This window comes from Ochrobactrum sp. PL_is501 (assembly GCF_055816895.1).
On the sequence record NZ_JBVPGR010000033.1, the window covers coordinates 198268 to 218221 of the forward strand.

At 59.6% G+C, this 19954-nt stretch carries 17 protein-coding genes; 6 read left to right on the forward strand and 11 right to left on the reverse strand.

The window, feature by feature from the left end; all coding sequences use genetic code 11:
• Positions 1–105: 105 nt before the first annotated feature.
• The 11 genes from AC0TOF_RS09350 to AC0TOF_RS09400 all read right to left on the reverse strand — a co-directional run bounded on the left by AC0TOF_RS09350 (position 106) and on the right by AC0TOF_RS09400 (position 13814).
• The gene (locus tag AC0TOF_RS09350; protein ID WP_473768027.1) at positions 106–648 is read right to left on the reverse strand and encodes a hypothetical protein; all 543 of its coding nucleotides are present in this window, start codon (positions 646–648) and stop codon (positions 106–108) included.
• A 70-nt stretch (positions 649–718) separates the two neighbouring features.
• On the reverse strand, positions 719–1357 hold the full coding sequence (locus AC0TOF_RS09355; protein WP_121982383.1) for a LysE family transporter: 639 nt from the start codon (positions 1355–1357) through the stop codon (positions 719–721).
• A gap of 41 nt (positions 1358–1398) precedes the next feature.
• Positions 1399–1812: an MAPEG family protein gene (locus AC0TOF_RS09360; protein WP_473768028.1), complete on the reverse strand. Its 414-nt coding sequence runs from the start codon at positions 1810–1812 to the stop codon at positions 1399–1401.
• 9 nt (positions 1813–1821) lie between these two features.
• Entirely contained in the window at positions 1822–3066 is a 1245-nt protein-coding gene (gene odhB, locus AC0TOF_RS09365) for a 2-oxoglutarate dehydrogenase complex dihydrolipoyllysine-residue succinyltransferase (RefSeq protein ID WP_473768029.1), read from the reverse strand.
• Positions 3067–3146: 80 nt separating this feature from the next.
• Positions 3147–6152 carry a 2-oxoglutarate dehydrogenase E1 component gene (locus AC0TOF_RS09370; RefSeq protein ID WP_121999902.1) on the reverse strand — a complete coding sequence of 1002 codons (3006 nt, stop codon included), beginning with the start codon at positions 6150–6152 and terminating at the stop codon, positions 3147–3149.
• 237 nt (positions 6153–6389) lie between these two features.
• Positions 6390–7292, reverse strand: a complete 903-nt coding sequence (gene sucD, locus AC0TOF_RS09375) for a succinate--CoA ligase subunit alpha (protein ID WP_006467990.1) — start codon at positions 7290–7292, stop codon at positions 6390–6392.
• 3 nt (positions 7293–7295) lie between these two features.
• Entirely contained in the window at positions 7296–8492 is a 1197-nt protein-coding gene (gene sucC, locus AC0TOF_RS09380) for an ADP-forming succinate--CoA ligase subunit beta (protein WP_473768030.1), read from the reverse strand.
• A gap of 130 nt (positions 8493–8622) precedes the next feature.
• The gene (mdh, locus tag AC0TOF_RS09385) at positions 8623–9585 is read right to left on the reverse strand and encodes a malate dehydrogenase (RefSeq protein WP_006470965.1); all 963 of its coding nucleotides are present in this window, start codon (positions 9583–9585) and stop codon (positions 8623–8625) included.
• 461 nt (positions 9586–10046) lie between these two features.
• Positions 10047–11618: a DUF1254 domain-containing protein gene (locus AC0TOF_RS09390; protein ID WP_473768031.1), complete on the reverse strand. Its 1572-nt coding sequence runs from the start codon at positions 11616–11618 to the stop codon at positions 10047–10049.
• Positions 11619–11924: 306 nt separating this feature from the next.
• Complete coding sequence (zapE, locus tag AC0TOF_RS09395) at positions 11925–13091, reverse strand: cell division protein ZapE (protein WP_121999899.1); 1167 nt, start codon at positions 13089–13091, stop codon at positions 11925–11927.
• 183 nt (positions 13092–13274) lie between these two features.
• Complete coding sequence (locus AC0TOF_RS09400) at positions 13275–13814, reverse strand: protease inhibitor Inh/omp19 family protein (RefSeq protein ID WP_121984953.1); 540 nt, start codon at positions 13812–13814, stop codon at positions 13275–13277.
• A gap of 367 nt (positions 13815–14181) precedes the next feature.
• On the opposite strand from AC0TOF_RS09400, the gene dapF reads away from it, so the two are divergent.
• The 6 genes from dapF to AC0TOF_RS09430 are packed head-to-tail and all read left to right on the forward strand — an operon-like array spanning position 14182 to position 19903.
• Positions 14182–15108: a diaminopimelate epimerase gene (gene dapF / locus AC0TOF_RS09405; RefSeq protein WP_473768032.1), complete on the forward strand. Its 927-nt coding sequence runs from the start codon at positions 14182–14184 to the stop codon at positions 15106–15108.
• On the forward strand, positions 15108–16391 hold the full coding sequence (gene mtaB / locus AC0TOF_RS09410) for a tRNA (N(6)-L-threonylcarbamoyladenosine(37)-C(2))-methylthiotransferase MtaB (protein WP_473768033.1): 1284 nt from the start codon (positions 15108–15110) through the stop codon (positions 16389–16391). Before dapF ends, mtaB begins: the two co-directional genes overlap by 1 nt.
• A 19-nt stretch (positions 16392–16410) precedes the next feature.
• Positions 16411–17895, forward strand: a complete 1485-nt coding sequence (ftsY, locus tag AC0TOF_RS09415; RefSeq protein ID WP_473768034.1) for a signal recognition particle-docking protein FtsY — start codon at positions 16411–16413, stop codon at positions 17893–17895.
• Positions 17895–18554 (forward strand): septation protein A, encoded by a 660-nt coding sequence (locus AC0TOF_RS09420; protein ID WP_121983439.1) that lies wholly within the window; start codon positions 17895–17897, stop codon positions 18552–18554. The genes ftsY and AC0TOF_RS09420 overlap by 1 nt, the downstream gene beginning before the upstream one ends.
• A 19-nt stretch (positions 18555–18573) precedes the next feature.
• Positions 18574–19356 (forward strand): hydroxyacylglutathione hydrolase, encoded by a 783-nt coding sequence (gene gloB / locus AC0TOF_RS09425; RefSeq protein WP_473768035.1) that lies wholly within the window; start codon positions 18574–18576, stop codon positions 19354–19356.
• A gap of 55 nt (positions 19357–19411) precedes the next feature.
• A complete protein-coding gene (locus AC0TOF_RS09430) occupies positions 19412–19903 on the forward strand; it encodes a hypothetical protein (RefSeq protein ID WP_473768036.1) in 492 nt (163 codons plus the stop codon).
• Positions 19904–19954 lie beyond the last annotated feature (51 nt).

The window sequence follows — 19954 nt, forward strand, 5'->3', positions numbered from 1 at the left end:
TATCCTTCTTCAGTCTGTCCTGAACGTTTTCGAACGCCCGGTTCATCCGGGCCCGTTCTCTCATTCGAAATTATTTCCATGCAACCGGCATCCTTGAGGGGCCGGTCATTCCTCGTCGGGCGCGCATCCCTGAAAGCGGAATGCCTCCCACTGAAGCGGCTTGTCGGGTTTTGCCGCTCCAAAATCATAACCGTCGAGCGCCGTCACCAGATCGGGCAGCAGGATCGCCTGCGCCGCCGGTTCGCCCGCCTTGGGCAGCACATCAGCTTCCGCGCCTTCCTTCAGTGCGTAGATAACGCTCTGCCAGATGCTGCAATCGTCAAGATCCTCCGCATTGGAGCCGTCGCCCTTGCAGTTATAGGTCAGCAGCGCATAGGGACGCGCCACACCTTCCTCCGGCCAGATCACCATGCCATTCAGCTTGAACTCCGGCTTGTCATTGGCCGTGATCGTGAATTCATTCGTCGGCGCCGGTGTCATTTTCAGGTCGTTCGGCTGCTCCGGGCGGAACGTCAGCGTATAGGCGTCGTCACGATCACGATAGATCGCGCGGTTCTGCGTGCAGGCCGCCTGAACGGCGGTAGAGAAGACCGTGAGCGCGAGCGCCGCAATAGCGGTGCTCCTGAGAAGCTTGTTTGCAGCGTGCATCTGTCGGTTCTCCCTGACTGTTCCGGCTGAGTGTTTCCGGCAGCGAATCTTCGGTGTCCGAAGATAATGCTTACATAGCCTTTTCGGTGGCAAGTTTAAGCCCCAGCGCGATGAAGACAACACCGCTGGCCCGATCGATCCATTTCGAGGCACGCGAGAAGGCCGCGCGCATCTTCGGCGTCGTCATGAAAAGGCTGACGCCGACGAACCACGAGATCAGGGCGGTAGCCATCACCACACCGTAACCAAGCTTCACCTCGGTCGGCGTATGGGCATGAACGACGGTGGAGAAAATCGACAGGAAGAAGAACACGGCCTTGGGGTTCAGCGCATTGGCGGCAAAGCCGAGGCCGAAAGCCTTGGCGAAACTCTGCTGCTTGCGCGGTTCCTTTGGCGCGCTCTCCACCTCGATCTTCGTCGTTCCAGCCCGCAGCGCCTTGACGCCGATATAGACCAGATAGGCCACACCGCACCATTTGACGATGTTGAACAGATAGATCGATTTGGAAATGATAAGACCGAGACCCAGCACCGTATAGGTGACATGCATCATCAGCGCCGTGCCGATGCCGAAGCTGGTGATGATCGCCTCGCGACGGCCATGCAGCAGCGACTGCCTTATGACCATGGCAAGATCGGCGCCGGGGGAAACGATGGCAAAGACGAAGATCGCCATCAGGGATGCAAGTTCGAACAGATAGGGATGCATCGCGTTTCCTTCATTGCGCGTGTCTCACGCGCAGGCTGTCATCACAGAACCAAAGCCAGAAGCATGATACCGAGCCCCACCAGACTGATCAGCCAGACGAAGGACCGGAAATAGGGAATGCCCGCCAGATAAAGCGGGATATAGACGATGCGACCGACAAACCAGAGCCACGCCCCGAGGATGCCCCATCCGGACGGATCGCCTTTCAGCACGAGCGCCAGCGCCAGACCGATGAAAGCCGGATAGGTCTCGCGGAAATTGGCGGATGCCCTCTCCGCGCGACCGGCAAACTTGCCGGAGGACTTCAGCCCCTCGTCGCGCGGACCGGCATTCCATCGGGAGCCGAGCTCCCTCGTCGCCGCAAAGCCCTGCAGGAGGATATGAACCACCAGCAGGACAACGCTTAAGCCGACCAGCGGCAGAAACGGCGATGCGGAGAAGAGGCCCGGCTCCATCGTTTTTCCTTAGAGATCGAGAACCAGACGTTCCGGATCTTCCAGGCTTTCCTTGACGCGCACGAGGAAGGTCACGGCTTCCTTGCCGTCCACGATGCGGTGATCGTAGGAAAGCGCCAGATACATCATCGGGCGGATCACGATCTGGCCGCCGACGACAACCGGACGTTCCTGGATCTTGTGCATGCCGAGAATGCCCGACTGCGGAGCGTTCAGGATCGGCGAGGACATCAGCGAACCGTACACGCCGCCATTGGTGATGGTGAACGTGCCGCCCTGCATGTCGGCCATGGACAGCGAACCGTCGCGAGCCGCCTTGGCCAGACGGCCCAGTTCCTTTTCGATTTCCGCAATCGACATGCTGTCGGCATCGCGGATGACAGGAACCACAAGGCCCTTGTCCGTGCCGACGGCCATGCCGACATGGGCGAAGTTCTTGTAGATGATGTCGGTGCCGTCGATCTCGGCGTTAACCGCCGGGATTTCCTTCAGCGCATGGGTCACGGCCTTGGTGAAGAAGCCCATGAAGCCGAGCTTCACGCCATGCTTCTTCTCGAAGATGTCCTTGTACTTGGTGCGCAGTTCCATCACCGCAGACATGTCGACTTCGTTATAGGTCGTCAGCATGGCGGCTGTGTTCTGGGCATCCTTCAGACGCTTGGCGATCGTCTGGCGCAGGCGGGTCATCTTCACGCGTTCTTCACGCGATGCATCGTCAGCCGACGATGCCGGACGGGCAGCCGCCGCAGCGACCGGAGCCGGAGCAGCCGAAACACCCCCCGAAATACCCTTGGCGATAGCGTCAAGCACATCGCCCTTCAGCACCTGACCGCGCTTGCCCGAACCGTCCACCTGATCGGCGGAGAGGTTGTTTTCTGAAAGCAGCTTGGCAGCGGCAGGCGCTGGCTGCATGGCCGGGCCGGACGAGGCGGATGCGAGCGGAGCGGTGGCAGGGGCAGCGGCAGCAGGCTTGGCTTCTTCCTTCTTCGCAGCCGGAGCAGCGGCAACGGCAGCGCCATCGGTGGAAATCTGGCCGAGAAGCGCATTGACCTCGACCGTGTCGCCTTCCTTGGCCGTGATTTCAGCCAGTACGCCAGCAGCAGCAGCCGGAACTTCCACTGTCACCTTGTCGGTTTCCAGTTCCACCAGCGGTTCGTCGGCAGCGACAGCATCGCCGACTTTCTTGAACCATTTTCCGATGGTTGCCTCAGTAACGGACTCCCCAAGCGTGGGAACGCGAATTTCGGTGGCCATGGTTTTTTCTTCCGTTGATCTTCGAATTTTGAATTTGTGTTCAAGTGCTGGAGCCGCCCGCAAGGCGGCTCCAAAACCGGTTAGCTGCCGAGCGCATCCTCAAGGAAAGCGGCGAGCTGCGCAAGATGCTTCGACATCAGGCCCGTTGCAGGCGATGCGGCGGCCGGACGGCCCGCATAGCGCACGCGCTGATGCTTGGCATCGATATGCGCCAGCACCCATTCCAGATACGGGTCGATGAACGACCACGCGCCCATGTTCTTCGGCTCTTCCTGGCACCAGACCATTTCCGCCTGACGGAACCGCGACAGCTCGTTGATGAGCGCCTTGGCCGGGAACGGATAGAGCTGTTCGACACGCAGCAGATAGACATCGTCGATGCCGCGCTTTTCGCGCTCTTCGTAAAGGTCGTAATAGACCTTGCCCGAGCAGAGAACGACGCGACGGATCTTTGCATCCTTCTGGAGCTTGATGCCTTCGTCCTTGTTGTACTGCGCATCGTCCCACAGCAGGCGGTGGAACGAGGATTCGCCCGACATTTCGGCCAGCGTCGAAACGGCGCGCTTGTGGCGCAGCAGCGACTTCGGCGTCATCATGATGAGCGGCTTGCGGAAGTCGCGCTTCATCTGGCGGCGCAGGATGTGGAAGTAGTTGGCGGGCGTCGTGACGTTCGCCACCTGCATGTTGTCTTCGGCGCAGAGCTGGAGATAGCGTTCCAGACGGGCCGAGGAGTGTTCCGGACCCTGGCCTTCATAGCCGTGCGGCAGAAGGCAGACGAGGCCGGACATGCGCAGCCACTTGCGTTCGCCCGACGAGATGAACTGGTCGAACACGACCTGTGCACCGTTGGCGAAATCGCCGAACTGGGCTTCCCACAGAACCAGAGCGCGCGGGTCGGACAGCGAATAGCCGTATTCGTAGCCAAGCACTGCTTCTTCCGAGAGCATCGAGTTGATGGCCTCGTAGATCGCCTGACCCTTCTGGATATTGTTGAGCGGGGTGTAGCGGTTCTGGTTCTCCTGATCGTAGAGAACCGTGTGACGCTGCGAGAAGGTGCCGCGCTCGACATCCTGGCCGGACAGGCGAACAGGGCTGCCTTCGGCAACCAGCGAGCCGAACGCCAGCGATTCAGCCGTCGCCCAGTCGATCCCCTCGCCCGTTTCCATCATCTTGGCGCGGTTGTCGAGGAAGCGCTGGATCGTGCGGTGGACGTGGAAGTCCTTCGGCACTTCGACGAGCTTCTTGCCGATTTCCTTGAGCGTCTTCATCGGAACGGCGGTTTTGCCGCGACGCTGCTCGTCGGCATTGTCGGCAGTGCGCAGGCCAGCCCACGCGCCGTCCAGCCAGTCGGCCTTGTTCGGCTTGTAGCTCTGGCCGGCTTCAAATTCGGTTTCCAGATTTTCGCGCCACTGCGCTTTCATCTGGTCGATTTCTTCCTGCTTGATCAGGCCTTCCGCGATCAGCTTGTCGCTGTAGAGCTGCACCGTGGTCTTGTGTCCGCGGATCGCCTTGTACATCAACGGCTGCGTGAAGGACGGCTCGTCGCCTTCGTTGTGACCGAAGCGGCGATAGCAGAACATGTCGATGACCACCGGCTTGTGGAAGGTCATGCGGAACTCGGTCGCAACCTTGGCAGCGAACACCACGGCTTCCGGATCGTCGCCATTGACGTGGAAGATCGGCGCCTCGATCATCTTCGCCACATCCGAAGGATAAGGCGACGAACGCGAGAAGGCCGGATTGGTGGTGAAACCGATCTGGTTGTTGATGATGAAATGCACCGTACCGGCAACGCGGTGGCCCTTTAGCCCCGAAAGGCCGAGACACTCGGCCACGACGCCCTGACCGGCAAAGGCGGCATCGCCATGCAGGAGCAGCGGCAGAACCTTGGCGCGGGTTGCAAGCGGAACCATGTCGTCGCGATTGCGGCCTGCGAGCAGGTCCTGCTTGGCGCGGGCCTTGCCCATGACGACCGGGTTGACGATTTCCAGATGCGACGGGTTGGCAGTCAGCGACAGGTGGACCTTGTTGCCGTCGAACTCACGGTCCGACGAAGCGCCCAGATGGTACTTCACGTCGCCCGAACCTTCCACATCGTCGGGAGCATAGGAGCCGCCCTTGAACTCGTGGAAGATGGCGCGGTGCGGCTTGCCCATGACCTGGCTGAGCACGTTCAGGCGGCCACGATGGGCCATGCCGAGAATGATTTCCTTGACGCCCATGGCGCCGCCGCGCTTGACGATCTGCTCAAGGGCGGGGATCAGCGATTCACCGCCATCCAGGCCGAAACGCTTGGTGCCCTTGTACTTGACGTCGATGAACTGCTCAAAACCTTCCGCTTCGATCAGCTTCGACAGGATGGCCTTCTTGCCTTCCGGCGTGAAAGCGACCTTTTTGTCCGGGCCTTCGATGCGTTCCTGAATCCAGGCCTTCTCAGCCGGATCGGAGATATGCATGAATTCGACGCCGATCGTGCCGCAATAGGTGCGCTTCAGAATGTCGAGCATTTCCGGCACGGTCGCGTATTCGAGGCCGAGCACGTTGTCGATGAAGATCTTGCGGTTGTAGTCGGCAGGCGTGAAACCGTAGTTTTCCGGCTCCAGCTCATTGTAATCGTTCGGCTTTTCGGAGAGGCCGAGCGGGTCGAGATTCGCATGCAGATGGCCGCGCATGCGATAGGCGCGGATCATCATGATGGCGCGAACGCTGTCGCGTGCAGCCTGCGTGATCTCTTCGCTGGTCAAGGCCGCACCGGTGGCGCCCTTGGCTTCGCCCTTCGCAGCCTTGCCCTTCAGCTTGTCGGTGACATGCTTTTCGACTTCGGCCCAATTGCCGTCGAGCGCGGAAATGAGTTCGCCATTGGCGGCGATCGGCCAGTTCTTCCGGGTCCACGACGCGCCTTCGGCGTTCTTCTTCACATCGTCGGCATTGTCGCCCAGTTTGGCGAAGAAATCGCGCCACTGCGGATCGACCGAATTTGGATCGCTCTCGTATCTGGCGTAGAGTTCCTCGATATAGTCGGCGTTGCCACCATAGAGGAACGAGGTGAGGGCGAAAACGTCGTTGGCTTGTTCCTGCCTTGCCATAGCCTACCCGGAGCCTAGCTCCGTCTCCTTGTCAGCGGTTCATTTTGCGCGGGCCGGAAGCTTTTGACCTTCATCCCTCACGCCGCCGGGGAGGAACCGCTACAGACCCCGGCATAACTAAACTCTACGCGTCGGAACGGTCGCATCCGTTCCCTTGTCGCCGGAATGGCCCGGCTTTCATGCCAAACCCGGCAGCGGCTTTCGCCGCAGCCGGGATATTCAGATCGATGACCGATCTCAGCCCTTAAGGACTTCGACCAGCGTCTTGCCAAGCTGCGCCGGCGACGGCGACACGCGAATTCCAGCCGATTCCATGGCCGCAATCTTGTCTTCCGCGCCGCCCTTGCCGCCGGAGATCACGGCGCCAGCATGGCCCATGGTGCGTCCGGCAGGAGCCGTGCGGCCAGCGATGAAGCCGACCATCGGCTTCTTGCGGCCACGCTTGGCTTCGTCCTTGAGGAACTGCGCCGCATCTTCTTCAGCCGAACCACCGATTTCGCCAATCATGACGATCGACTTGGTTTCGTCGTCGGCCAGGAACATTTCCAAAACGTCGATGAACTCGGTGCCCTTGACCGGATCGCCGCCGATACCGACAGCGGTGGTCTGGCCGAGGCCTTCGTTCGAGGTCTGGAACACAGCTTCATAGGTAAGCGTGCCGGAGCGGGAAACAACGCCCACCGAACCCTTCTTGAAGATATTGCCCGGCATGATGCCGATCTTGCATTCTTCAGGGGTCAGGATGCCGGGGCAGTTCGGTCCGAGCAGGCGCGACTTCGAGCGTTCCAGACGCTCCTTGACGCGAACCATGTCCATGACCGGAATGCCTTCGGTGATGCAGACGATGAACGGGATTTCAGCTTCGATGGCTTCGATGATCGCATCGGCTGCGCCTGCTGGCGGAACATAGATCACGGATGCGTCGGCGCCCGTGCGTTCCTTGGCTTCGGCAACGGTTGCGAAGATCGGGAGCTTTTCGCCCTTGGCGCCTTCCCAGGTTTCGCCGCCCTTCTTGGGGTGGATGCCGCCGACCATCTGCGTGCCGTAGTAAGCAAGCGCCTGTTCGGTGTGGAAGGTGCCGGTCTTGCCGGTCAGGCCCTGTACGAGAACCTTGGTGTCCTTGTTGACGAGAATGGACATGCCTTAATTCCCCTTCACTGCAGCGACGATCTTCTGCGCCGCATCGTCGAGATCGTCGGCCGAAATGACGTTCAGGCCGCTCTCGTTGATGATCTTCTTGCCGAGTTCGACATTGGTGCCTTCAAGACGGACAACCAGCGGAACCTTGAGGCCGACTTCCTTGACCGCGGCGATCACGCCTTCGGCGATGACGTCGCACTTCATGATGCCGCCGAAGATGTTGACCAGAATGCCCTGGACAGCCGGATCGGCGGTGATGATCTTGAACGCCGCCGTCACCTTCTCCTTGGAAGCGCCGCCGCCAACGTCGAGGAAGTTGGCAGGTTCTGCACCGTAGAGCTTGATGATGTCCATCGTTGCCATGGCAAGGCCTGCGCCGTTGACCATGCACCCGATATTGCCGTCGAGAGCGACGTAAGCGAGGTCGTACTTGGACGCTTCGATCTCTTTTTCGTCTTCTTCCGACAGATCGCGCAGTTCCTGAATGTCAGGATGACGGAACAGCGCATTGCCGTCGAACGACACCTTGGCGTCGAGAACGCGCACGCGGCCATCGGTCATGACGATCAGCGGGTTGATTTCGAGAAGGCTCATGTCCTTTTCGGTGAAAGCCTTGTAGAGGATCGGGAACAGCTTGACGCCGTCTTCGCGCGCCTGACCTTCAAGCTTCAGCGCATCGGCGAGCTTGGTGGCGTCCTCATCCGTCACGCCCTTGGCAGGGTCGATGGCGACGGTGACGATCTTTTCAGGGGTTTCTTCGGCGACGGCTTCGATGTCCATGCCGCCTTCGGTCGAAACGACGAAAGCCGGACGGCCAACGGTGCGGTCGATCAGGATCGAGAGATAGAGCTCGCGATCGATGTCGGCGCCGTCTTCGATGTAAAGACGGTTGACCTGCTTGCCGGCCGGGCCGGTCTGCTTGGTGACCAGCGTATTGCCCAGCATTTCCTTCGCATTGGCAACCACTTCCTCGACCGACTTGGCGAGGCGCACGCCGCCCTTTGCATCGGCTGGCAGTTCCTTGAACTTGCCCTTGCCGCGTCCGCCAGCATGGATCTGGCTCTTGACGACATAAAGCGGTCCGGGAAGCGTCTTTGCCCATTCTTCCGCCTGCTCGACGGAATAGACAGCCACACCATTGGCGATCGGCGCGCCGTAGGTGTGAAGCAGGCGCTTGGCCTGGTATTCGTGAATATTCATCTGGTTGTCCTCTGCGGATTCCCGGCCCGTTTCGCAACGAAACCGGTACGGCCCAAATCTTCGACCAATAATTGACAGCCGGAAAAGGCCGGTGCCGCACGCATGCGGCGATCCGGCCTTGTCTGGAATTTTACTTCAGCGACGGAGCGATGGCGATGCAGGCTTCGCAAAGACCGGCGACGGAAGCCACCGACTTGTCGAACTGCGCCTTCTCGTCCTTGTCGAGATCGATTTCGATGATGCGCTCGACGCCATTGGCGCCGATCACGGTCGGCACGCCGACATACATGTCCTTGACGCCGTACTGGCCCGAAAGCTGGGCAGCGACCGGCAGGACGCGCTTCTTGTCCTTGAGGTAGGATTCAGCCATCTGGATGGCCGACGAAGCCGGGGCGTAGAAAGCCGAACCGGTCTTGAGCAGGCCGACGATTTCCGCGCCGCCGTCACGGGTGCGCTGGATGATCTTGTCGAGCTTGTCCTGGCTGGTCCAGCCCATCTTGACGAGGTCTGGCAGCGGAATGCCGGCAACGGTCGAGTAGCGAGCCAGCGGAACCATGCTGTCGCCGTGGCCGCCCAGCACGAATGCCGTGACGTCTTCAACCGAGACGTTGAATTCTTCCGAGAGGAAATAACGGAAGCGGGCGCTGTCGAGAACGCCAGCCATGCCGACAACCTTGTGCGCCGGAAGACCGGAGAACTTCTGCAGCGCCCAGACCATGGCGTCGAGCGGGTTGGTGATGCAGATGACGAAAGCTTCAGGGGCATATTTCTTGATGCCCGCGCCAACCTGCTCCATCACCTTGAGGTTGATGCCCAGAAGGTCGTCGCGGCTCATGCCCGGCTTGCGCGGCACGCCTGCGGTCACGATGACAACGTCTGCGCCTTCGATTGCAGCGTAGTCGTTGGCGCCGGTGTACTTCGCATCAAAACCGTCAACGGGCGAAGATTCGGCAATGTCCAGTCCCTTACCCTGCGGGATGCCTTCCGCAATGTCGAAAAGGACGACGTCGCCGAGTTCCTTCAGACCGGCCAGATGAGCGAGCGTGCCGCCGATCATGCCGGAGCCGATGAGGGCAATCTTGTTGCGTGCCATGATTGTTTCTTTCCTCACTTTTGATCCAGAAACGCATCAGCCCATCCGGAATCCTCCCCGGAAACGCTCAAGCGTTGGAACTGCGAGATAGGACTCTTTGGCGATAAACTCAACTCATTATTTTGCGACCAATGTTTTCAATCGGTTAGATTTATTGGTTCTTACGTAAACGTAAGATAATTTGTCATTTTCAAGGCAAAAAGGCCCTTCTCCCGGCGGTCTCGCATCCTTCGAGACGTGCCAGCAGGCGCTTTCATCCCGCCGCCAAGATAATGCTTGTTTTGCATATGTCGAGTCCATAGGTTCGCCGTCAGCATCAGGTTCGCAATCAGCATCGGCCCGAAAATCAGAAACGATTTTCGGAAAGCACGATACACAGATTCACTGAATGAGAGCGCCGCGCGCCCTCACGGACGCGCGGCGCTCTCAGCGAATTATCATTCATGTCGAACGGCGAATTGCTACTTGACCGGTTCGAACTCGCCCGGTCGCCAGCTCTTGTCGAACCAAGGTTCGAGTGGCCCATAAAGCCGAAGCAGCGTGTACCATCCCTTGCCGGGGACGGTTTGGATCCAGTTTGCTTCCTTGCCTTTGGGGGCCTTCGGACCGAAATAGAGCTCGACCGAGCCGTCGGGATTCTCGATCAGCTTGTCGCGCTTGTTGTTCTTGCTCGGGAAGGTCTGACCGGTTTGAAGTTCCGAGCGCGTCTGCGGGTCGTAGACCACCACGGACCAGAAATCCTTGGCCGGCGCATTGGCGGGAATGCGCAGCTTGTATGTCTTCGCGCCATCCAGATACTTGCCGTTCCGGTCGGTCGCAGCATAGGCATACTGGGAACCGGCACCGATCATTTTCTCTACCATGGCAGGTGTGTTGACTGTAGCCTGGTAAAAGAAGAGGGTTCGGGCATCGAGATATCGGCCACCCTTGCCGCCATCCCGTAGCCATTCATAGCTTCCGCCAACGAAGGCCGCGCCCCATGCACTGTTCGGATAGAGATGGAAACCGTCGAGACGGGGCCGGAAAATCAGCGCGCGGGCGGTTGCATTGCCAATCGCGACTGCTTCGGTCAACAGTTTCTTCATCCGTGCATCTGGCGCGAAGGGCTTGCCTTTTTGAATGCCGATCGATGCAAACAGGCCCAGCAGTTCGGGATCGAGCATCGACGTCGGTTCGCGCTCGATGACCGTATGAAGTTCTTCATAGAAGTCGTAATTGTTGGCGTGAATGGTATTCCAAGACTTGCGCGATCCGCTGATGAACTCCATTTTTGGCGGGTTGTCGCGCTTGCTGAGCGGGTAAACCTTCAGCCCGCTCTTGAAGGAAGCGACTGCCGCGTCGGGCTTGCCATCGACCAGAAAGCCGCGCAGGATCAGCCAGTTCACATAGCTGGTGGACTTCGAGACGAAGTACTTTTCGCCGTCGACCTCTGCCTCCATACCGCCGACCGGCGGATTGAGATCGCCCTGGTAATCGGGCGGCAGGATCAGATACTTGCCTCCCCTGCCACGATCAGGGCCCGGCCCGCCCATGTCGGTCACGAAACGAAAATAGGCATCGTTGACCGTGCCGGGGCCAGACTTGGCGGGGATTTCGACAACCGTCGGCCCGTCCTTGCCCAGATCGAGAACGACGCTGCCATAGACAGTATCAGTGTTACCGGTGAGGAACAGAGGCGCCGAGTCCATGAGCTGGTCAAGAAGGACTGCCTTGTTGGACGTGTCCGCGCCCATTTCCAGATGTCCCAGTCGAATGGCTTCGACGGAGGTGGCAGGAATGCCGTTGAGGAATGTCTCGACGCCGCGCATGAGGTCGAGATTGTCATAGAGCCTATCGGTCGTTGCTTCATCCGGCATCCCGTCAAAGAATTTGAGCGTACCGAGCCGGGTTTTCACCGTGTCGGGGGTCATGATCTTTTCGGGGATTTTATGATTGTAGCCGGGGGTTTTTACCTCGCCGACCGCAACAAGTGTTGTTGCAAGCAAACCGGCCGCGGCCAACGCGGCAGGACGAAGCATTTCAGATAACAACATTGTTTTCTCCCGGATTTTTTCAACTGACACGCACCACCCGCCTTGCATACAGAAGAGGCCCCACCGCGACCTCTCCTATACGGTCACCACCACGGGCATCGTGCCAGCACCCGGAGCATTCATTGCAGAGACTAGCTGTATCCCCCCAGTCAGTCTTGCCATTTCACGCCAACTCGAACACGGCCCCATCCAACACGTTCTTACTAAACGGATTTTACAGAACAACCCCTGGCTGTCCCATGAGCAGCACCGTTCGCGACCGGCATTTATGGAGTAACTTCCTTTGAATTCCGGTCGGATTGCGCTTCAGCCCTCGCCCTGCCCGGAAAAGGCATCGAGATATTCCGCGCTCTGCATCTCGAAGAGGCGGGAAGCGGTGCGGTCGAACTCGAAGGCTTCCGTGCCCTTGTTGGCTAGGTAAAGCTTTTCCGGCTGGGCTTCGGCGGAAATGAACACACGCGCATGGTGATCGTAAAGAACGTCGACCAGCAGGATGAAGCGCTTGGCCTCATTGCGGCGCGAATAGTCCAGCACCGGCACGTCGTCGATGAACAGCGTCGGATAATGCTTGACGATGGCGATATAGTCCGCAGCACCCAGCGGCTTCGAGCACAATGCATCGAAGGTGAAGCGTGCCGCACCGTGCACGGCACGGGCAATCTCGATGTCGCGCCCCTTGATGCGGATCACGTCGGCCTTTTCAAGTACGCCGTCCTTTTGCGCCGCCCAGGCCGCATCCATGCGCTTGGTGGTTTCAGCCCCCAGCGGCGACAGATAGACCGGCTGGCGGTCAAGCTTTTCGAGGCGGTAGTCGGTGCGTGAATCCAGATTGATCACATCGACATGGCTCTTGAGAATATCGACAAAGGGCAGGAAGAGCTGCCGGTTCAGGCCATCGCGATAGAGATTGTCCGGCGCGACGTTGGATGTCGCCACCAGCACCACCCCACGGGCGAAGAGTGCGCTGAACAGGCGCGACAGGATCATCGCATCGGCAATGTCGGTCACGGTGAATTCGTCGAAGCACAGCACCCAGGCCTGCGCGCTCAGCGCATCTGCCACTGGCGGGATCGGATCGTCCTGCTTGGTCTCGCCGCGCTTCAGCGCCTGGCGATGCGCATAGATGCGCTCATGCACATCAGCCATGAAATCGTTGAAATGCGCGCGGCGCTTGCGTTCGACCGGCAGAAGCGAAAAGAACATGTCCATCAGCATGGTCTTGCCGCGCCCGACCTCGCCGTGCACGTAAAGCCCCTTGATGACGCTCGTTGCCTCCTTGCGCTTGCCGAACAGCCAGCCGAGCGCGCTCGACTTGCGGGACAGGCGCTTGGTGCAGATTTCCTCGATCAGCCGGTCATAACGGCTCGTCAGTTCGAGTTGAGCGGGATCGGCTTCCACATCGCCCGCCGCGACCATTGCATCATAATGTTCGCGGACGGAGGGAAACGCCTTCAGATTACCGTCGAAAGACATGATTGCTTCCGTTCAACCTTTCAATTGCAAAAACGGCGGACCATCTTGCGATGATCCGCCTGTCTCCAGCGCGCATCCCGAAAAGTGGGAACCGGTTTTCGGGCAAGATGCGCGGCAAAACAAACAATTGGAGCGCCGATCTGATTCAATCAGATCGAAATGCGCTCCAAGCGAAAGAATGTCTTAGCGCGAAAGCGATACTGCCTGCCCGCCCGAAGTCTGCCCGTCGAAGCGGCTCTGTCCCGAAGAATAGAGCGAAGCGACGGTGCCGCCATTCGCATCATAGAGAACGAGCTGCTTGCCGTTGACTGCCCAGGAAGCGAGATTGCCGAGTTCGCCGGGGCAACGCAGCGGACCTGCGCGGTAGCCCTGACCATATTTAGTCTGCGGCGTTGCGATCTTGCAGCTCTGGCCGCCGAGCGATGCGTTCCAGACACCGGCGACGGAGCCGGGCGTCAGATCGGGCGCGGAAGCCGGTGGCAGGCTTGCAACCTGCGTGCCGGGCTGCGCATTCGGGTTCGTGGTCGGGGCCGTCGGGAACTGCGAAGCATTGGGAGAAGAAAGATTGCCCTTTTGCACCGTGCCCGCCGGAGCGGCGGCTACTGGTGGTGGCGGCGGCGGTGGCGAAACCGTATCGAGATTGCCGAACCGGGAGCTCTGGCACCCGGCCAGGACAATGCCAGCCGCCGCGAGGCTGAGCAGACTTGCTTTCGAAATTCCCATCTGGTTCTCCATTTCCGCATTTCTCATCAGGGGTGGGGGATGCCCCGGACTTCCTACCGAAGCCCTGCAATGTGACAATATTGGACCGATAAAATGGCTATATGGTTAAAAAAGCAACACCAGAACCTGTCATTTTTTCCCTCCAAACCCTTCAACATCGCTTGAAAGGACCCGATATTCCTGAAACTGGGACAGGAAGGCCACAGTTTCTCCGATATTGGGAGCTGTTCTGGCGAAACGTCCGGGCTGCAACTTTTCGCAATCTCATCCGGGTACTGGCAATTTGCGGGCTTTTCCGCCATATAGACCCTAATTGTCCCATAGGCTTCATGAGCATAAGCCGCAGGAAAACGGAACCACGATAGTTATGGCCACCAGGGCAGCCTTCGCCAAGATGAACGGGCTCGGCAATCAGATCATCGTTGCCGACATGCGCGGTCGCGCCGACCGGATCAAGCCGGAAGCCGCGATCCGTCTTGCGGGCGACAGCGAAACCGTCTTCGATCAGATCATGGCGATCCACGATCCGCGCATCGCGGGAACCGACAACTATATAGCGATCATCAATTGCGACGGCACGGAAGCGCAGGCTTGCGGCAACGGCACACGCTGCGTCGTGCAGGCGCTGGCCGCCGAAACCGGCAGGCAGCATTTCACCTTTGAGACCCGCGCCGGAATCCTGACCGCGACCGAGCATGAAGACGGCCTGATCTCGGTCGATATGGGCAAGCCGCGCTTTGAGTGGCAGGACATTCCGCTTGCCGAAGAATTTCGCGATACGCGCATGATCGAATTGCAGGTCGGTCCCATCGACGCGCCGGTGCTGCATTCGCCGTCGGTCGCCTCCATGGGCAACCCGCATGCCATCTTCTGGGTCGACCGCGATGTCTGGTCCTATGAGCTGGAAAAATTCGGGCCGCTTCTGGAACATCATCCGATCTTCCCCGAACGCGCCAATATCTCGATTGCCCATGTCACCTCGACCGAGACGATTGACCTGCGCACCTGGGAGCGCGGTGCGGGCCTCACCCGCGCCTGCGGCTCCGCCGCCTGCGCCGCCGCCGTCTCGGCAGCACGCACGCGCCGCACCGGGCGCACGGTCACCGTCAATGTTCCGGGCGGCCCGCTCAGGATCGAGTGGCGCGACGACGATCATGTCATGATGACCGGCCCCGCCGAATGGGAATTTTCCGGCACGTTCGATCCGGCAACCGGCGAATGGAGCCGCGACGCCCAGACGGACAAGCCAATTGACAGGCCAACTGACAGGCCAACTGACAGGGGTGCGGCCTGATGTCGGTGGAAGTCGTAACTTTCGGATGCCGCCTCAACACCTATGAATCCGAGGTGATGAAGCGCGAGGCCGATGCCGCCGGTCTCGGCGAATTGAAGGATGGCGCGATCATCTTCAATACCTGTGCGGTGACGGCGGAAGCCGTGCGCCAGGCGCGTCAGGCGATCCGCAAGGCCCGCCGCGAAAACCCGGAAGCGCGCATTATCGTCACCGGCTGCGCCGCGCAGACCGAAGCCGACAATTTTGCCGCCATGGACGAAGTAGACCTCATTCTCGGCAATGAGGAAAAGCTGAAATCCAATTCCTACCGGATGCTGCCGGATTTCGGCGTCAACCAGTTCGAAAAGGTGCGCGTCAACGACATTATGGAAGTGCGTGAAACCGCAAGCCATATGGTCGATGCCATTGAAGGCCGCGCGCGTGCCTTCGTGCAGGTGCAAAATGGCTGCGATCATCGCTGCACCTTCTGCATCATTCCCTATGGTCGCGGCAATTCCCGTTCCGTGCCGATGGGCGCGGTGGTGGATCAGGTCAAGCGCCTTGTCGGCAACGGCTATGCCGAAGTGGTGCTGACCGGTGTGGACATGACCTCCTACGGTCCCGATCTGCCCGGCAATCTCCGCCTCGGCAAGCTGGTGAAGACCGTGCTGGCGCAAGTGCCGGATTTGCAGCGCCTGCGTCTGTCCTCCATCGATTCCATCGAGGCCGATGACGATCTGATGGATGCGATTGCCAATGAAAAGCGGCTGATGCCGCATCTTCATCTGTCCTTGCAGGCGGGCGACGACATGATCCTGAAGCGCATGAAGCGGCGCCATTTGCGCGACGATTCGATCCGCTTCTGCGAAACGGTGCGCGGGCTTCGGCCCGATATCGTCTTCGGCGCGGACATCATCGCCGGTTTCCCGACCGAAACCGAAGAGATGTTCCAGAACTCGCTGAAGATCGTCGAGGAATGTGGGCTGTCCCACCTCCACGTCTTCCCCTACAGCGCACGCGAAGGCACGCCTGCCGCCCGCATGCCGCAAGTGCGGCGCGAGATCGTCAAGGAACGCGCAGCCCGCCTGCGCGCCGAAGGGGACCGTGCCTATGAAAAGCACCTCGCTTCTCTCAATGGCACAGCCCAGCGCCTGCTGGTCGAGAAGGAAGGCATTGCACGCACGGAAGGCTTTACGCTGGCATCGGTGGACGGCGGCGCACCGGGCGAGATCATCGAACGTATCGTGACAGGGCATGACGGTGAGAAGCTTCTCACCCGCAAGGTCGAGCCACAGGCAGCATAAGAGAATCAGAAGCGACACAATGGCAATCGGTTTCATCAAGAAAATGTTCTCCTTCGGCAAGAAGGAGGTTGAGGAAAAGCCGGTCGAGCAACCGGCGCCGGATGCCGTGGAAACGGCTTTGGAAACAGAGCTTCCTGAAACTGCCGAAGCACCCAAGGAAACCGAAAGCGCTGTCGTTGAAGCGGTCGTTTCCGAACCGGAAGCGCCCGTGATCGCCAGCGAGCCTGAGCCGATTGAAGAGCCTGCCGCTGAAACGGTTGCGGAAGAAAAGGCAGAACCGGAGCATCCGGTAGCCGAGATTGAAATCCCGATTGAACAGCCTCCGGTGATGGAGCCAATCGCGGTCGAGGCACCTGCGCCAGAATCTATTGTCGAGCCTGTTGTCGGGCCTGCTGTCGAGTCCGAGCCGGAACCAGTTGCCGAGCCCGAACAGCCCGAAGTCGCAAAAGCTGCTGATGCGCCGATTGTGGAGGAAGCGGTCGAACCCGCGCCTCAGCCAGAGCCGGTGAAGCCGAAAAAGGTAAAAGTTGCCAAGGCGGTCGAGGAAACGGCGGAGGAAGTGCCCGTCGAGGTCGCACCGGAGCCAAAGCTTTCCTGGTTCGAGCGCCTGCGTCGCGGGCTTGCCCGCTCATCCAGTTCGCTCAGCGAATCCATCGGCGGCATTTTCACCAAGCGCAAGCTTGATGACGACACGTTGCAGGATCTGGAAGACGTGCTGATCCAGGCCGATCTCGGGCTTGAAACCGCGATGCGCGTCACCGACGCACTTGCCTCAGGCCGCTACGGCAAGGACGTGACCGGTGAGGAAGTGCGTGCCATCATGGGCGCGGAGATCGAAAAGGTTCTGGGTCCGGTAGCCAAGCCGCTGGAGCTTGACCTGTCGCACAAGCCGCATGTGATCCTTGTCGTCGGCGTCAACGGCACCGGCAAGACCACGACAATCGGCAAGCTTGCCGCAAAGCTCACCGCGGGCGGCCTCAAGGTCATGCTGGCGGCTGGCGATACATTCCGCGCAGCCGCCATCGAGCAGTTGCATATCTGGGGCGAACGCACCGGCTCTCCCGTTGTCTCTTCCAAGCTCGGCGCCGATGCGGCTGGCCTTGCCTATGATGCGTGGGAAAAGGCCAAGGAAGCGGGCAGCGACGTTCTCATCATCGACACGGCCGGACGCTTGCAGAACAAGGCCGAACTGATGGACGAGCTGGCCAAGATCGTGCGCGTGCTCGGCAAGCACGACCCGGAAGCGCCGCACACGGTGCTACAGACGCTTGACGCCACCACTGGCCAGAACGCGCTCAATCAGGTCGAGATTTTCAAGAATATCGCGGGCGTCAACGGCCTCGTCATGACCAAGCTTGACGGAACCGCGCGCGGCGGCATTCTGGTCGCGATTTCGGCCAAGCACAAATTGCCGATCTATTTCATCGGCGTCGGCGAAGGCGTCGACGATCTGGAACCCTTTGCGGCCAAGGATTTTGCCCGCGCCATCGCAGGAGTTGCCTGATGGAGCATCCCGTTTTCGAACGCGACCCGTCGCAGAAAAGTGAAGCCGAGCGCCGGGAAGTGCCGCCGCTCCTGAAGCTGGCGCTGGAGCTGGGACCGCTTCTGGTCTTCTTCTTTGCCAATGCGCGTGGAGAAAGCCTGATCGAGCACTTTCCGGTGCTGGCCTCCATCGGCGCGCCGATCTTTCTCGCGACCGCCCTGTTCATGGCTGCGACCGTGATTGCGCTTGCCATTTCATGGTCGATGACGCGCACGCTGCCCATCATGCCGCTCGTCTCCGGCATCGTTGTGCTGGTGTTCGGCGCACTGACGCTGTGGCTGCACAACGACACTTTCATCAAGATGAAGCCCACCATCGTCAACACGCTGTTTGGCGTGATCCTGCTCGGCGGCCTTTTCTTCGGCAAATCCCTGCTCGGCTATGTGTTCGATTCCGCCTTCCGCCTCGATGCCGAGGGCTGGCGAAAGCTGACGCTGCGCTGGGGCCTGTTCTTCATCTTCCTCGCCGTGGTCAATGAAGTGGTCTGGCGGAATTTCTCGACCGATGCCTGGGTATCGTTCAAGGTCTGGGGCATTATGCCCATCACCATTGTCTTCACGCTTTTACAAATGCCGCTTATCCAGAAGCATTCACTGACGGAAGACAACAAGACTGCATAGCAACGGGAGGACAGGCACCATGAACGGGATCGCACCACGGCTTGAAATTGAACAGTTCATCTGCCGCAGCGACAATTACGGCGTCCTGATCCACGATCCCCAAAGTGCGCTGACCGCCACCATTGATGCGCCCGACGCGGCAGCAATTGAGGCCGCGCTGCAGCGGCGCGGCTGGACGCTCGATTTCGTCTTCACCACCCATCACCATCTCGACCATGTCGAGGGCAATGAAGCGCTGAAGGCGAAATACGGCGTCAGCATCATCGGCCCAAAGGCCGAAGAAACGAAGATTCCCGGCATCGACCGGACCGTGCAGGACGGCGACGAGTTCACCTTCGGCCTTTTCCGCGTGAAGGCTATTGCGACACCGGGCCATACCGCAGGCGAGGTTTCCTATTATCTGCCGGAAGCAAAGGCCGTCTTCACCGGCGACACGCTGTTCGCGCTTGGCTGCGGACGGCTGTTCGAGGGAACGCCGCTCACCATGTTCCAGTCGTTGCAGAAGCTGATTGCGCTTCCCGGCGACACGGCGGTCTATTGCGGCCATGAATATACCGAAAGCAATGCGCGTTTTGCGCTCACCATCGATCCGGCCAATTCCGCTCTCAAGGAACGCGCCGCCGAGATTGCAAGGCTGCGTGCTGCCGATCGCATGACATTGCCGTCAAGCATCGCGCTTGAAATGGCGACCAATCCCTTCCTGCGCTGGCACGATGCCGGCATTCGCAGCCGTCTCAGCTTGCAGGATGCGCCCGACGAGGCGGTGTTTGCGGAAATCCGCAAGCGCAAGGATATGTTCTGACATATGTTATTGCTATTTGAGAACGCGAATCGTTCCACAGTTCGAGGATAGAAGAATGACGGTGTTATCCCGTTTCAAGATTGCAGGCTGCGCCGTTTTCCTCGGCCTTTCGCTTATCGCCCTGCCCGCTTCCACCAGCATCGCGCTTGCCGACGATCTGCTCAATGTCACGCCGAAGCAGACGCCTGCCGAAATCAACAATTTCAAGCTGAGCGAAGATTTCCTGTCGCGCATGGAAAAAGTGCAGGAACAGCTGGGCGGCATGGAACTCTCGGCGACGGAAGAGGAAGGACAGGATGCCACGCCGTCCTTCGACAAGATGGTGAAAAGCATCGAAACCCGCCCGCAGGTCGTGGAAGTACTGAAAGCCCAGAACATCACGCCGTCCGACTATATTCTGGGTTATTTCGCCCTGATGAGCAGTCTTGCCGCGGCTGACGCCGAGAGCGAACCGCAGCTGGTGGACGAATTGAAGGACATCAATCCCGAACATCTCGCCTTCGGCAAGCAATATAGCGAGCGCATTCGCGTCCTGATCGGCGAGTAAGTTTTCCGTGGTTGTCCATCTCCTCAAGATGAGGAGATGGATCGCCGGCAA

Bases quoted from the DNA above. Each gene is read 5' to 3' on its own strand.
- sucD (WP_006467990.1), bottom strand. From the start codon at position 7,292: ATGTCCATTCTCGTCAACAAGGACACCAAGGTTCTCGTACAGGGCCTG.
- AC0TOF_RS09355 (WP_121982383.1), bottom strand. From the start codon at position 1,357: ATGCATCCCTATCTGTTCGAACTTGCATCCCTGATGGCGATCTTCGTC.
- mtaB (WP_473768033.1), top strand. From the start codon at position 15,108: ATGTCGGTGGAAGTCGTAACTTTCGGATGCCGCCTCAACACCTATGAA.
- AC0TOF_RS09360 (WP_473768028.1), bottom strand. From the start codon at position 1,812: ATGGAGCCGGGCCTCTTCTCCGCATCGCCGTTTCTGCCGCTGGTCGGC.
- odhB (WP_473768029.1), bottom strand. From the start codon at position 3,066: ATGGCCACCGAAATTCGCGTTCCCACGCTTGGGGAGTCCGTTACTGAG.
- mdh (WP_006470965.1), bottom strand. From the start codon at position 9,585: ATGGCACGCAACAAGATTGCCCTCATCGGCTCCGGCATGATCGGCGGC.
- AC0TOF_RS09350 (WP_473768027.1), bottom strand. From the start codon at position 648: ATGCACGCTGCAAACAAGCTTCTCAGGAGCACCGCTATTGCGGCGCTC.
- AC0TOF_RS09430 (WP_473768036.1), top strand. From the start codon at position 19,412: ATGACGGTGTTATCCCGTTTCAAGATTGCAGGCTGCGCCGTTTTCCTC.
- AC0TOF_RS09370 (WP_121999902.1), bottom strand. From the start codon at position 6,152: ATGGCAAGGCAGGAACAAGCCAACGACGTTTTCGCCCTCACCTCGTTC.
- AC0TOF_RS09390 (WP_473768031.1), bottom strand. From the start codon at position 11,618: ATGTTGTTATCTGAAATGCTTCGTCCTGCCGCGTTGGCCGCGGCCGGT.
- dapF (WP_473768032.1), top strand. From the start codon at position 14,182: ATGGCCACCAGGGCAGCCTTCGCCAAGATGAACGGGCTCGGCAATCAG.
- sucC (WP_473768030.1), bottom strand. From the start codon at position 8,492: ATGAATATTCACGAATACCAGGCCAAGCGCCTGCTTCACACCTACGGC.
- ftsY (WP_473768034.1), top strand. From the start codon at position 16,411: ATGGCAATCGGTTTCATCAAGAAAATGTTCTCCTTCGGCAAGAAGGAG.
- zapE (WP_121999899.1), bottom strand. From the start codon at position 13,091: ATGTCTTTCGACGGTAATCTGAAGGCGTTTCCCTCCGTCCGCGAACAT.
- AC0TOF_RS09420 (WP_121983439.1), top strand. From the start codon at position 17,895: ATGGAGCATCCCGTTTTCGAACGCGACCCGTCGCAGAAAAGTGAAGCC.
- gloB (WP_473768035.1), top strand. From the start codon at position 18,574: ATGAACGGGATCGCACCACGGCTTGAAATTGAACAGTTCATCTGCCGC.
- AC0TOF_RS09400 (WP_121984953.1), bottom strand. From the start codon at position 13,814: ATGGGAATTTCGAAAGCAAGTCTGCTCAGCCTCGCGGCGGCTGGCATT.